11 protein-coding genes are annotated in these 13,305 nt (G+C 32.4%); 6 read left to right on the top strand and 5 right to left on the bottom strand.

Features of this window, described 5'->3' with window-relative positions; all coding sequences use genetic code 11:
* Positions 1-46: 46 nt before the first annotated feature.
* Entirely contained in the window at positions 47-1,414 is a 1,368-nt protein-coding gene (locus BMX64_RS04065; RefSeq protein ID WP_091166451.1) for an undecaprenyl-phosphate glucose phosphotransferase, read from the top strand.
* Here BMX64_RS04065 and BMX64_RS04060 read toward each other — a convergent pair.
* The 3 genes from BMX64_RS04060 to BMX64_RS04050 are packed head-to-tail and all read right to left on the bottom strand — an operon-like array spanning position 1,411 to position 5,001.
* On the bottom strand, positions 1,411-2,595 hold the full coding sequence (locus BMX64_RS04060; protein WP_091166450.1) for a glycosyltransferase family 4 protein: 1,185 nt from the start codon (positions 2,593-2,595) through the stop codon (positions 1,411-1,413). The genes BMX64_RS04065 and BMX64_RS04060 overlap by 4 nt on opposite strands.
* Positions 2,595-3,683, bottom strand: coding sequence for a non-hydrolyzing UDP-N-acetylglucosamine 2-epimerase (wecB, locus tag BMX64_RS04055; protein WP_091166449.1), 1,089 nt, complete (start codon positions 3,681-3,683; stop codon positions 2,595-2,597). The genes BMX64_RS04060 and wecB overlap by 1 nt, the downstream gene beginning before the upstream one ends.
* A 4-nt stretch (positions 3,684-3,687) precedes the next feature.
* On the bottom strand, positions 3,688-5,001 hold the full coding sequence (locus BMX64_RS04050) for a phenylacetate--CoA ligase family protein (protein WP_091166448.1): 1,314 nt from the start codon (positions 4,999-5,001) through the stop codon (positions 3,688-3,690).
* A gap of 132 nt (positions 5,002-5,133) precedes the next feature.
* On the opposite strand from BMX64_RS04050, the gene purD reads away from it, so the two are divergent.
* Positions 5,134-6,408, top strand: a complete 1,275-nt coding sequence (gene purD, locus BMX64_RS04045) for a phosphoribosylamine--glycine ligase (RefSeq protein ID WP_091166447.1) — start codon at positions 5,134-5,136, stop codon at positions 6,406-6,408.
* Between the two features lie 32 nt (positions 6,409-6,440).
* Here purD and BMX64_RS04040 read toward each other — a convergent pair whose 3' ends face one another.
* Positions 6,441-6,671 (bottom strand): DUF6341 family protein, encoded by a 231-nt coding sequence (locus BMX64_RS04040; RefSeq protein ID WP_091166446.1) that lies wholly within the window; start codon positions 6,669-6,671, stop codon positions 6,441-6,443.
* A gap of 132 nt (positions 6,672-6,803) precedes the next feature.
* Between BMX64_RS04040 and BMX64_RS04035 the strand changes: the two genes are divergently transcribed.
* A complete protein-coding gene (locus BMX64_RS04035) occupies positions 6,804-7,733 on the top strand; it encodes a DUF6427 family protein (protein WP_091166445.1) in 930 nt (309 codons plus the stop codon).
* On the opposite strand, the gene upp is transcribed toward BMX64_RS04035, so the two are convergent.
* On the bottom strand, positions 7,728-8,381 hold the full coding sequence (gene upp / locus BMX64_RS04030; RefSeq protein WP_091166444.1) for a uracil phosphoribosyltransferase: 654 nt from the start codon (positions 8,379-8,381) through the stop codon (positions 7,728-7,730). The two genes, BMX64_RS04035 and upp, sit on opposite strands and share 6 nt — an antisense overlap.
* 86 nt (positions 8,382-8,467) lie before the next feature.
* On the opposite strand from upp, the gene BMX64_RS04025 reads away from it, so the two are divergent.
* From BMX64_RS04025 to BMX64_RS04015, 3 genes are all read left to right on the top strand, one after another.
* Positions 8,468-9,073 carry a DUF4254 domain-containing protein gene (locus tag BMX64_RS04025; protein ID WP_091166443.1) on the top strand — a complete coding sequence of 202 codons (606 nt, stop codon included), beginning with the start codon at positions 8,468-8,470 and terminating at the stop codon, positions 9,071-9,073.
* 48 nt (positions 9,074-9,121) lie between these two features.
* A complete protein-coding gene (locus tag BMX64_RS04020) occupies positions 9,122-10,132 on the top strand; it encodes a glycosyltransferase family 9 protein (protein ID WP_091166559.1) in 1,011 nt (336 codons plus the stop codon).
* A gap of 235 nt (positions 10,133-10,367) precedes the next feature.
* Positions 10,368-13,148, top strand: a complete 2,781-nt coding sequence (locus BMX64_RS04015) for an outer membrane beta-barrel protein (protein ID WP_091166442.1) — start codon at positions 10,368-10,370, stop codon at positions 13,146-13,148.
* Positions 13,149-13,305 lie beyond the last annotated feature (157 nt).

Raw genomic sequence — 13,305 nt, 5'->3', positions numbered from 1 at the left:
TTAAATCATTGGTAACGAGAGGAGTAATGGAATTCATTCATCAAATATGACGGCATCTCAAACAGGAAGATATTCAAAATACATTAGGCCCATTAGTATTTCAATAGACCTAATTGTTATTTTAATTCTTGGTTTTTTCTTCTTCAAAGACCTTAATTTTAACATTGAGCGCTTTCTTGTTTATCAGTCATTTGGGTGGATTACAGTTGCTTTTTTTATAAGATTTTACGAGATATATCGCTTTACAACTCCACTTGAAATAATCTCAAAAATAGTCAAACAAGGCGTCATATTCCTTTTAATAACCATTGCTTTTTTCCCGTTTTCAAAACAAGTTGTTTTTAGCAGATTAATGGTTGCGATGTTTATATTCTCCGTTATGCTACTGATTACTATTTCAAAATTTTTATTGTTTTATTATTTAAAAGAATATAGAATAATAACAGGAAGTAATTATAGAAACGCTGTCATAATTGGTTATACTCCAGAGGCGATAGCATTAAAAAATCTTTTTGAAACAAGAAGTGATTATGGCTATCGTTTTTTAGGCTATTTTTCAGATAAGAAATCAAATCAAAATATAACAGGGAAATTGGTAGATTTGAAACCTTTTGTTATTGAAAATTCTGTCGATGAAATTTATTGCTCTTTGAATGAAATTTCAAATGAAAATTTGAAAGATTTAATTGATTTTGCTGATGAAAATTATAAAAAGATAAAATTTATACCAGATACAAAAGAGATTTTTTCTAAAAATTTAAAAATTGACTATTACGAATTTTTCCCGGTACTATCGCTGAAAAAAACTATGCTCCATGAGCCTGCTACAATGATATTCAAAAGGGTTTTTGACATTGTTTTTTCAATTTCAATTATTACAGTTCTCTTGTCTTGGCTAATTCCTTTATTAGCGATTTTAATAAAATTAGAATCCAGAGGTCCGGTTTTTTTTAAACAAGGAAGACCAGGAATTGATGAAAATGAATTTTTATGTTATAAATTTCGTTCCATGAAAATCAATAAAACAACTGAAAAAGAAGCCTCTAAAAATGATCCTCGCGTTACCAAAATAGGAAGGTTTATGAGAAAAACAAGCTTAGATGAAATGCCTCAATTTCTAAATGTTTTATTGGGTGACATGTCAGTAGTAGGTCCAAGACCGCATCTTTGGGCTCAAAATAAAGTTTATGGAAATAAAGTTAAAAAATATATGGTGAGGCATTGTGTTAAACCAGGAATTACTGGATTAGCTCAGGTTAATGGTTTCCGTGGTGAAATTCAAACGGAAGACGATATGATTAATAGAATAAAATTCGATGTTTTCTATATTGAAAATTGGTCTTTAATTTTAGATTTAAAAATAATTTTCCAAACGGTTATCAATATTTTTAAAGGAGAAGAAAAAGCCTACTAGAAAATATTTTGTCGAATCAAATCTTCTATTTGTGTATCAAGATTAAACGAAATTTGAACATCATTAAAAATTCGTTTTTTCATTAAATCCAATTCTGCTTTTTGAATATTTGAAATGGTTTGCAGTTTCTCATTTAAATCATCATAGTTTCCTACTTTGGCTACCCAGCCTAAATTATGCTTTTCAGTTATGGTTTCACCTTCACCACCACCAAAGTATAAAACTGGAAATCCCAATGCGCCATACTCAAAAATTTTAGAAGGAACAGAACCATAAATTCTGGTCTTCAAAGGAACTATTGTGATATCAAACGATTTTAATTTTTCGTGTAAAGCTTTACGTTCTAACATTCCATAAAAGAAAATTTTCTTATCTGCTCTGGACTGAATCAGCGCTTCTATTTGTTTTTTTTCAGCACCATCGCCAAATAGGTGTAACTCGATATTTAAGCCTTCTAAATTGATTTTTTGACACATTTCTAAGACTCCTTGCGCCACGCCAAAAAGACCAGCATAGAATATTTTAATTGGTTTGTTTTCTCGGGTTTCCAAATCCATTTGAACCGTTTTATGGTCCGGAAAATTACGATATAAAAAACATTTTTTTTCAGGGGAAATGGATTGTATGTGAGTAATAATTTCGTTGGATTGGCCTAAAATTAAACTTGCTTTTTTGTAGATAAAACGTTCTAAAAATAAAGATACACGATGCGAAAATGAATTGGCTTTTAAAGCATTTAATTCAATGGCAGCCAATGGCCATAAATCAGAAACATTCAGAATAATTTTTTTTCGCTTCAGCGAAAGAACAAAAACTGAAATAAAAGAAAGCAGTAATGGCGGGGATTGCACCACTACTTTTTGTGGTGTTTTTTGAAACAATAAGTAAAAAAACAAACCCAAAGAAAAGGATAAAACCGATAGCAGTCTCTTGATTATATTTTTACTGTTGCTTGGATAAATCCAAAGACGTTTTACAAGAATATTTTGTAGATTTTCATTAACAAAAAATTTGCCTTTGTATTCCGGAAACAGTTCGCCTTTGGGATAATTACCTAAAGGACAAATTACAGAAACTGTATAATTATTTTGATATAATTTTAACGCTAGTTGCTCAATTCTATTTGCTGCAGCACCTTTCTCTGGCGGATAATAATTTGATATGATGAGGATTTCTTCCATTATTTTTTTGAAAGTAAAATATCAATTATTCGTTCAGAAGTGTTACCGTCCCAAAGTTCAGGAATTCCTGCTTTTCGATGACCATTTTGAAGAAATTCTCCAAACATTTTATTTAGATTATAAATCGATGTGCCAACTAAAGTATTCGTGCCTATGGTTTCCGTTTCAGGTCTTTCAGTATTATTTCGCATGGTAAAACAAGGAATTCCTAAAACCGTAGTTTCTTCTGAAATTCCGCCAGAATCTGTAATGACAGCAAAACTGTTTTTAATTAAAAACATAAAATTCAAATACCCTTGTGGTTCAACAAATACGATGTTTTTTAAGTTCAAATTAGTTTCACCTAAAATCGCTTTTGTTCTCGGATGAATAGGGAAAATCACTTTTTTATCACCAACCATTTTATCAATTCCTTGCAAAAGTTGAATCAATGATTGCTCTTCATCTACATTCGAAGGACGGTGTAAGGTCAAAATGATGAAATTCTTAGTTTCTAAATTGAATTCATTCCAAAAAATTGGAGCCGAAATTCGATCTAGGTTTTGATACAAAGTATCTATCATTACATTTCCAACAAAATGAATATTAGAAGAATCTGCCCCATATTTTAACAAATTTTCTCCTGCCCAAATTGAGGTTGTAAAAAAATAATCGGTTATACTATCCGTAACAATTCGATTGATTTCCTCGGGCATTGTCATATCACCTGAACGAATACCAGCCTCTACATGAGTTACTTTAATGTTTAATTTTTTTGCAACAATCGCACAGGCCATAGTCGAGTTGACATCGCCAACCACCAAAACTAAATCACATGGATTTTGCAGTAATTCTTGTTCAAAAGCAACCATTATTGCAGCAGTTTGTATTGATTGTGAGCCGCTTTTTACTTCTAAGTTTGCATTCGGCTCAGGAATATTTAATTCTTGAAAAAATGTATCGCTGAGGTTTTTGTCATAATGTTGTCCAGTATGCACCAACCGATAGGAGATTTCCGCACCTTCGGCTTGTTTTTTCTCTATCGCTTTAATGATAGGGGCGATTTTTATAAAATTGGGTCTGGCGCCTGCAACTATTGTGATTTTCATAGTGTTATTTTACAAATGAAACAAATTGTTTTAATTTTCCGCTTTTGTTGCGTTCTAATTTTTCTTTTTTATGGAAGATGAACACCAAATCATTTTCTAAATAAAGTGCAATCGCCTTTTCAATTTTTTCAATTTGTGCCAAATTTAATTCGGTTTCGCTCACATATTCAATTTCAAAAGTATCTATTTTGGTTTGTTTTATCACAAATTCTTTTACGTTTCCGTCGTCTTCGATGATGCTTTTTGTCACATAATAAAAGGTAAGTCCAGGTGATTTTTTCCCGCTGGGTAAAATGGCAACATCATTGGTCCGGCCTATTAATTTTTTGAGAATAGGTTTTTGTAACGTGCTTTTTTCATCCAGAATTCCAATATCACCAATGTCATATCGTATGAACGGATGTGCTTTATTGAACAAGGAAGTGATTACAATTCGGCCTGCAGTACCATTTGGAACTGCTTTATTATTATCATCTAAAATTTCCACGAATAACGTTTCCGAATTGACTTGCCATTCGTCTTGAGGATTTTCAAAAGCAATCAAATCCAGTTCCGAAGAGCCGTATTCATTGACAATAGGAATACCAAATTGTTTTTCTAAAAGGATTTTATCCTCTTCAAAAAGCATTTCAGAAGTCACCATGCATACTTTCAAAGTGGGACAAATTGTTGTTAATACGATGTTTTTCTTTTGTAAAAATTTAGCAAATAAAACTATCGAACTCGTATAGCCATTGATGTAATCGAATTTTTTATTTTGAAATTTTTTCAGAATCTTTTCTAAAATTTCATCCGACAAATCGAAAATAGAGAACCGAAACCGATGGCTCAAAAAATCCTTGATACGTTCTTTTTTGTTTCCGATAAAATCCATCGGAATACCATAAAAACGTGCTTGATAGGAAGTATTAAATTCAATTCCATACCAACCAAAACGATAAATATTTGAAGCCCAAGTCAAGGCATGACAGTATTTGTCTTTGGCAAAAATAAAAGGAGTTCCGCTGGAACCGGACGTTTTATTGACGTAACTGTTTTTAGCGGAATAGCCTTCCGAAAGCCTTTTCAGTAATGGTTTTTGTAAGTTTTTCTTATTCAAAACGGGTAAATCTTCCCAGCTTGTAAAAGTTGTAATACCGACTAAATCTTTGTAAAAAGCATTATTTTGCAAATGAAAATTGACAATTTCCACTTTTTTATTTTCAACAAAAACTTCATGTTCTTTTTCAGAAAAGGCTACAATTTTTCGTAATTCGGCTTTAGCCTCCTTCATTGGAAAACCATTTAGCTGCAGCGATAAGTCGAATAGTGGGAACATTTTAAAGGTATATTTCATCAAAAATAATATTTACCAACAACTAATGATGGAGAACCAACAACTTTTTGAAAATTAATTATTTTTTAAGTTCAAAAGCAATTATTTTTGCACCACAACTAAACACAACTACACATGACAATTTTACTACTGGGTTCGGGCGGAAGAGAGCATGCTTTTGCATGGAAAATGATTCAAAGTCCGCTTTGTGACACACTTTTTGTAGCGCCAGGAAATGCGGGAACTGCTTCAATAGCCACTAACGTTGCGATGAGTCCGACGGATTTTGAAGCTATAAAAACGTTTGTTATTCAGGAAAAAGTAGCAATGGTTGTGGTAGGACCAGAAGATCCTTTGGTAAAAGGGATTTATGATTTCTTTCTAAACGATGCTGCATTAAGTCATATTCCGGTTATTGGTCCCTCAAAAATGGGCGCGCAACTGGAAGGAAGTAAAGAATTTGCCAAAGAATTTCTAATCAAACATAACATTCCAACTGCCGCTTACGATAGTTTTACTGCAGAAACGGTAGAAAAAGGATGTGAATTCTTGGAAACATTGCAACCGCCTTATGTTTTGAAAGCAGATGGTTTAGCCGCAGGAAAAGGAGTTTTAATTATTCAGGATTTGGCAGAAGCCAAAGAAGAATTAAGAAACATGCTGGTGCATCAAAAATTTGGTGATGCCAGTTCAAAAGTTGTTATCGAAGAATTCTTGGACGGAATAGAATTGAGTTGTTTTGTTCTTACGGATGGAAAAAACTACAAAATATTGCCAACTGCCAAAGATTACAAACGCATTGGCGAAGGCGATACAGGTTTAAATACAGGCGGAATGGGAGCGGTTTCTCCAGTTCCTTATGTAGATGCTGTTTTGATGGAAAAAATCGAAACACGCATTGTAAAACCAACTATTGATGGTTTTCAAAAAGACGGAATTCCATACAAAGGTTTTGTTTTCATTGGGTTGATCAATGTCAATAACGAGCCAATCGTAATTGAATACAATGTGAGAATGGGCGATCCGGAAACCGAAGTGGTAATTCCAAGATTGAAAACGGATTTAGTAGAATTATTTTTGGCTGTTGCAAATGAAAAACTAGACGAAATTAATCTGGAAATTGACGAAAGAAGCGCCACTACAATTATGGTTGTTTCTGGTGGATATCCTGAAGATTTCGAAAAAGGAAAAGTAATTTCTGGATTAGAAACCATTGAAGATTCGATTGTTTTTCACGCAGGAACTAAACTGGATAATGGAAATATAGTGTCAAATGGAGGAAGGGTTTTGACTGTAACTTCTTATGGAAATGATTTCGAAGAAGCCATAAAAAAATCTTACCAAAATATAGACAAGCTACATTTTGATAAGATGTATTTTAGAAAAGATATTGGAAACGACTTAAAATAGTTTCCAATTATTATTCACTTTTTTTTAAAATATTATTTTAAGAAAGAGTGAGCGGTAGTGTCTTGATTTTCTGTTCCGTTTGCGTCAAATATTCTCAATTGCATTATCCAATAAACCATTGCGGCAGCACAAATGATCATGAAAATCCAATTGATTGTATTTGCAGCAAACCAAGATGATAGCTCTAATGAGCGTAAAAAGTCTAGAGGAGCAAATAAAATATTTACAAATAAGTATTCTATTCCTTCGAAAAATGCTTTCATAATGTATAAAATTAATTTATTAATTGTCTTAAGAAACTTGGTATCTTAAAAAAGAGAATCTTTTTTGAACTTGGACAGTTTCCTTTTTAAACAAGTATTATATTTACAACCACAAAAGTATAAAATATCCTTATGATAACAAGTGTTTTTAAAAAATCTACACCATTAAATTTTGCATTGGTCGTTATTTTAATGCTAGTTTTCTTTTTAATGTATCAAATTCAAGATTTATCTTGGTTAAGTTCTGGTTTTTTAATTTTTAAAAAAGCAACAACATTTATTATTTTGTTGGCATCAGTTTTCTTAATTGACTTTATTGCCCGCAGGAATGCACTCAGTAAAGACAGTAGTTATACGATTTTTTTCTACTTTTTATTTTTACTTTTTTTTCCTTCAGTACTGGATAATACAAATTTAATTATTTCTAATTTTTTTATTTTATTAGCGCTTCGAAGATTAATTTCGTTACAATCACTAAAAGAATCCAAAGAAAAAATATTTGATGCTTCCTTGTGGATTTTTATAGCCTCCATATTTCATTTTTGGAGTATTATCTTTATAGTGTTGGTTTTTATTTCTATAATTTTTCATGTTTCCAGAGATTATAGAAACTGGATATTGCCTTTTATTGCCTTTTTTACGGTTGGGATTTTCTATATGTTCGTAATGACGCTTTTTGATATAAACGGGATTGAACACATGTATTCCAACATTAAAATAAGTTTTGAAATCAACTATTTTACTAATAATTATCAAAATGGTTCCTTATCAATTTACTTGACTGTGGCTTTGTTTTTTATTATCTCAATGTTTATGTCATTGTCTAATAGACCATTATTGTTGCATAGTTCATATAAAAAAATAATTGTATCATTTTTCATTGGCCTTTTAATTTTCATAATTTCTTCCAATAAAAGTAATGATTTACTGTTATTTACTTTTGCTCCATTAGCAGTTATGGCTACTGGTCATATTGAAATTCCTCAAGAAAAACTAAATCAGGAATTAGTTCTGTTTGTGTTAATCGCCTGCAGTTTATTTGCTTTTTTCAGCCAATTATAATTTTTCACCGTAGGCTAAATCACCCGCATCACCCAGTCCCGGAACAATATAACTGTGCTCGTTCAGCTTTTCATCTAAAGAAGCAACCCAAAGATGACAGTTTTTCGGCAAGTGTTCTTCCAAATGTGCAATGCCTTCTGGTGCGGCAATTACAACGGCAATGTGAATTTCTTTTGGCGTTCCTCTTTCCATTAATTTATTATACACCGCAACTATGGACTGACCAGTAGCAAGCATGGGATCAACTAGCACTAAATTTTTTTCGTTGATATCAGCAAGAGCTTGGTATTGCACTAAAATATCAAAGTAATCGTCATTATTGGGATGATGTCTAAAGGCAGAAACAAAACCATTTTCGGCGCTGTCAAAATAATTTAGAAAACCCAAATGCAATGGCAATCCGGCTCTCAGAATAGAACACAAAACCAATTGATCTTTGATCTCAGTTGTATTTTTAATGCCTAACGGTGTTTGGATTTCAATAGGCGCGTAATGCAGTTCTTTACTTAATTCATACGCCATTATTTCGCCAATACGTTCAATATTTCTTCGGAAACGCATGCTGTCATTGTGAACATTCACATTCCGTATTTGCCCCAAAAAGTGATTTAGGATACTGTTCCCTTCCGATAAATAATGAATTTGCATGGTTGTATTTTTGTAATTAAACTTATAGTTATTTTTTTATGGTATAAAAGTATAAAAAGTATCTTTGTCTTTTAATATATAAAGATATGTTTTCAAAATTAGCGTACGCCGTATTCGAACAAAGTATCAAAGATTATCATCAATTTGATAATGTTGATCAGCCTATAAATAATCCTTTTCCGAAGGATAAATTTGAACATTTATTGTATCACAAAAACTGGATTGACACTGTTCAATGGCATTTTGAGGATATTATCCGTGATCCAAATATTGATCCTGTTGCCGCTTTGACTTTGAAAAGAAGAATCGATGCTTCTAATCAGGAACGCACGGATATGGTGGAATATATTGACAGTTATTTTCTTCAAAAATACAGTCATGTTGTGGTAAAAGACCATGCGAAAATTAACTCGGAAAGTCCGGCTTGGGCTTTTGACCGATTGTCGATTTTAGCATTGAAAATTTATCACATGCAAGAAGAAGCCAATCGTGCCGAAGCTTCACAAGAGCACAGAGATAAATGTCAGGCGAAGTTGAATATTTTATTGGAACAAAGAACAGATTTGTCTTTAGCAATCGATGATTTATTGACAGACATTGAAAATGGAGATAAATTCATGAAAGTGTACAAACAAATGAAAATGTACAACGATGATGATTTGAATCCTGTTTTGTACCAAGCCAAAAAATAATTTTTGACAACCTTAAAATTGTCTAATAAAATAAAGCATATAGCCGTCATGAGACTTTCCGCAATGGGAGATGTCGCCATGACGGTTCCTGTTTTACGCGCTTTTGTAAAGCAGCATCCACAAGTTAAAATCACGGTCATTTCCAGACCGTTTTTCAAACCTTTTTTTGAAGGTATCCCTAATATTACTTTTTTTGCTTTCGACGAAAAAGTACGACACAAAGGATTTCTTGGATTGTTACGTTTGTTCCAAGATTTAAAAGGTTTAAATATTGATGCTTTTGCCGATTTACACAATGTGTTGCGCTCTAAAATCGTCAGAAATCTTTTTGCTTTAAGCGGAAAAAAAACAGCATCGGTTGATAAAGGAAGAGCGGAGAAAAAGGCGTTGACCCAACCCGAAAATAAAGTGTTTAAGCAACTGCCAACGATGTTTGAAAGACATGTGAAAGTGTTTGAACAACTCGGTTTTACTGTTGATTTATCGCAGGCATTTTTTCCTAAAAAAGCAGTTTTGAGTCCGGAAATTCTAGCGATAATTGGAGAAAAAAGTCAAAAACTGATAGGTATAGCTCCTTTTGCGCAATACGATTCTAAAGTATATCCGCTGGATTTAATGCAGGAAGTCATTAATCAATTATCGAAAAATTTAGAATATAAAATTTTACTTTTTGGCGGTGGTAAAAAGGAAATCGAAATTCTGGATTCGTTTTCTGCTAATAAAGAAAACGTCATCAATATGGCGGGCAAAATTAAATTCCAACAGGAATTGCAACTCATCAGTAATCTAGATGTGATGCTTTCCATGGATTCAGGGAATGCGCATATTGCTGCAATGCTAGGCGTAAAAGTCATTACGCTTTGGGGCGCGACACACCCTTATGCGGGATTTTCTCCTTTTAATCAGCCTTTGGGAAATGCTTTGGTTTCTGACAGGAAGCAATATCCTAAATTACCCACTTCGGTGTATGGAAATAAGAAAGTGGATGGTTATGAAGATGCCATGCGAACGATTGCTGTTGACTCTATTACAAAAGTTTTAATTGGTGTAAGCAAGTGAATTAAATCAAATTAATAGTTAAGGATATTGTTTTTTTAGCTATTTTTTTGAAGGAATAATTTTATAAATTATTTAACAAATAGGTTTCGAATTATTAGTATTAAAAATACTACTTTGGCTTGCTGTGAGTTAGGTCTTACAACTCAAAGTTCAATTAGTAGAAAGAAGAGCTTTTTTAATCAAGTTGTTTTTTAGAAATCTTGAAATGCTAATACAATAAAAATAGAAACTATTTATGCCAAAAATTACTGTAACAATTGCAATTTTGTTCTTATTCTCTTTTTCAGCGTTTTCTCAAAAAACAAACCTTTCGGGTGTTTTAACCGACGGTAGCGAAAAAACCCCCATTTACAATTCGGTTGTTGCTTTATTAACCCCCAAAGACTCTATTTTATATAAATTTACCCGATCGGATAAAGAGGGAAACTTTAATCTCAAAAATGTAAAAGCAGGAAATTATATACTGATGACGGCTCATAGCCAATATGCTGATTATGTAGATGCCATAACTGTTGAAGAAGGCGAAAAAAAAATAGGGATAATTGCTTTGATAAGCAAAATTAATGCGCTTAAAGAAGTAATTATAAAGACGGGTTCTATTAAAATTAAAGGAGATACTACCAGTTATAGGGCAAGTGATTTTAAAGTTGATGCCAATGCCAATGTAGAAGAATTACTAAAAAAACTGCCAGGTATACAAGTAGATAAAAATGGGATCATCAAAGCCATGGGTGAAACAGTAGAAAAAGTACTGGTAGACGGCGAAGAATTTTTTGGTGATGACCCAGGCATGGCGGTAAAAAACTTACGGGCAGATGCGGTAAAAGAAGTACAAGTTTTTAATAAGAAAAGTGATCAAGCCGAGTTTACAGGAATTGATGATGGCGACACAAAAAAAACAATTAATTTAAAATTAAAGGAGGATAAAAAGAAAGGCTATTTTGGTAAAATTGATGCTGCAAACGGACCATTAGTAAATATGGATTCCAGATACAATAGCAATCTTATGTTTAGTGATTTTAAAGGCAAAAGAAAATTATCCGCTTTTTTATTAAATGGAAATACGGGTCAGGATGGACTTGACTGGCAAGACAGCGAAAAATTTGGATCTCGGGATGATATAAGCATGAACATGGATGACGACGGAAATGTAAGTTATGAATGGACGGGCGGCAATACTGATGAAGAACCTTATGTTGACACTCAAAATGGGTTTATCAAAAACACCAACGCAGGATTGCAGTACAGCAACAAGTGGAATGATAAACAAACATTGAATCTATCACCAAAATATAATAAGCAAATTTATACCAACAATAATAACAGGATTACTCAAACACAAGTAGGAGAAACACAGTTAAACGAAAACACATCGAAGGTAAGCAACGTAAACAGAAGTAATTTTAAACTAAATGCTGTTTACGACGTAAAATTAGATTCTGTAAACTCCATCAAATTTACCGCCAAAACCAATTTTTATAATACGGAAAGCGATGAATTTATAAACGGAAATACCACAGGAGGTGACGGATTGTTAAAAAACAAACAAGAAAAAACATTTAACACAAAATCGGAGAAGGAATCTTTGTTTGCAAGTGTTTTGTACAAACATAAATTTGCCAAAGCCCGTCGTACATTTTCTGTAAACAGTAGTTGGAACACTTTGAATACGGATGCAAATAATTTTTTAAAGTCTTCCAACGAAAGTTATGAAGGTGGTGTCTTTTCCTCCAGGGATGATGTGGATCAAAACAAAATAGGGGAAAAAACAAATCAAAATCTTGCCGTAAACGTTACCTATACAGAGCCTATTGGTAAGAAATTTGCATTGCAATTTGCCTATCAAGTTACTCACAACACTGGCGAAAGCAATTATTTAACCTATGATTATTCAGATGCTTCAGGCAAGTATGATTTGGTTGTAGATTCTTTGTCAAACCAGTTCAAACAGACCATAACAACAAACAAGCCTAATCTAAAATTGAGTTACAATGCCAAAAAAATAAATTATAGCTTTGGAAGTGGTTTTGGTTTTACTTCGTTTGATTTGCAAGATCAAACTTTAAACAAAGAATACAAGCGCAGCTATACCAACTTTTTTCCAACTGCGAATTTATCCTATAAATACAAAAGTAATAGTAATTTGCGTTTTAATTATCAAGGCGCAACCAAACAGCCTACTATCGATCAATTACAGCCTTTGAGAAACAATCAAGATTTTTTTAATCAAACTTTAGGGAATCCAAATTTAAAGCAATCTTTTACCAATAGTATAAGCATATCACACAATAGTTATAGTATTTTGACAGAATCGCATTTTTACCAAAACATTTCTTTTAGATCGACTTCAAATTTAATTTCTTACAATAAAGATATAGATCCGGAAAGCGCTAAAACAATTAGCACACCCATAAACACAAACGGTAATTTTTCTGGAAATTTTTATTTTGGATATGGATTTAAGATAAAAAAAATAGATTTACAAGTTAATCTTAATCCATCTGTTAACTATAACAAATCAGTACTTAGTATTAACAACAAAATCAATAATTCCAATACTTTAAATTCAGGATTTTCAATTTATTTAAATAAATCAAAAGAAAAGAAATACGAATTTAGTTTAAGTAATAGATTTTCAAATAACAGAAACAGTACTTCTCAAAACGATGAAGTAAAATCATTTAACACTAATAATTTGGACCTGGATATAGGGGTTTATTTTAGGGGAAAATGGAAATTGTCCACAGACTACAATTTAAATTTTCGTCAAAAAACGACCGATTTCCAAACCAATCTCACCAATCAATTGTGGAATGCAAGGCTGCAACGGACCTTCAAAAACGATGAGTTTACGGCTTATATTCTAGTACGAGATATTTTGAATCAAAATATAGGAATCAATAGATATGTTTATGAAAACATAATAGGTGAGGAACGAAATGATAGGCTCAAAAGATATGCTATGATAGGCTTTACCTGGAATTTTAAAAATAAAGGCGAAACAGTAAAGAAATAAATCAGCAAATGTCCTGAACGAAGTTCAAGGAATTGTAATAATGAGCATTCAAGAAATCTAATTATCTAAGTTATCTATATATGAAATGAGCATGACCGTAATTGGGTCGCAAACACCAATAATGATATGCGAAACGAAGTTCAATGACACAAAAAAA

The organism is Flavobacterium sinopsychrotolerans (assembly GCF_900110375.1).
In the GTDB taxonomy this organism is placed as follows: Bacteria; Bacteroidota; Bacteroidia; order Flavobacteriales; family Flavobacteriaceae; genus Flavobacterium; species Flavobacterium sinopsychrotolerans.
Note: the sequence above shows the minus strand (reverse complement) of the source record. Positions and strands in the feature narration are given on the sequence as shown.

Bases quoted from the DNA above. Each gene is read 5' to 3' on its own strand.
- BMX64_RS04065 (WP_091166451.1), top strand. From the start codon at position 47: ATGACGGCATCTCAAACAGGAAGATATTCAAAATACATTAGGCCCATT.
- BMX64_RS04060 (WP_091166450.1), bottom strand. From the start codon at position 2,595: ATGGAAGAAATCCTCATCATATCAAATTATTATCCGCCAGAGAAAGGT.
- wecB (WP_091166449.1), bottom strand. From the start codon at position 3,683: ATGAAAATCACAATAGTTGCAGGCGCCAGACCCAATTTTATAAAAATC.
- BMX64_RS04050 (WP_091166448.1), bottom strand. From the start codon at position 5,001: ATGTTCCCACTATTCGACTTATCGCTGCAGCTAAATGGTTTTCCAATG.
- purD (WP_091166447.1), top strand. From the start codon at position 5,134: ATGACAATTTTACTACTGGGTTCGGGCGGAAGAGAGCATGCTTTTGCA.
- BMX64_RS04040 (WP_091166446.1), bottom strand. From the start codon at position 6,671: ATGAAAGCATTTTTCGAAGGAATAGAATACTTATTTGTAAATATTTTA.
- BMX64_RS04035 (WP_091166445.1), top strand. From the start codon at position 6,804: ATGATAACAAGTGTTTTTAAAAAATCTACACCATTAAATTTTGCATTG.
- upp (WP_091166444.1), bottom strand. From the start codon at position 8,381: ATGCAAATTCATTATTTATCGGAAGGGAACAGTATCCTAAATCACTTT.
- BMX64_RS04025 (WP_091166443.1), top strand. From the start codon at position 8,468: ATGTTTTCAAAATTAGCGTACGCCGTATTCGAACAAAGTATCAAAGAT.
- BMX64_RS04020 (WP_091166559.1), top strand. From the start codon at position 9,122: ATGAGACTTTCCGCAATGGGAGATGTCGCCATGACGGTTCCTGTTTTA.
- BMX64_RS04015 (WP_091166442.1), top strand. From the start codon at position 10,368: ATGCCAAAAATTACTGTAACAATTGCAATTTTGTTCTTATTCTCTTTT.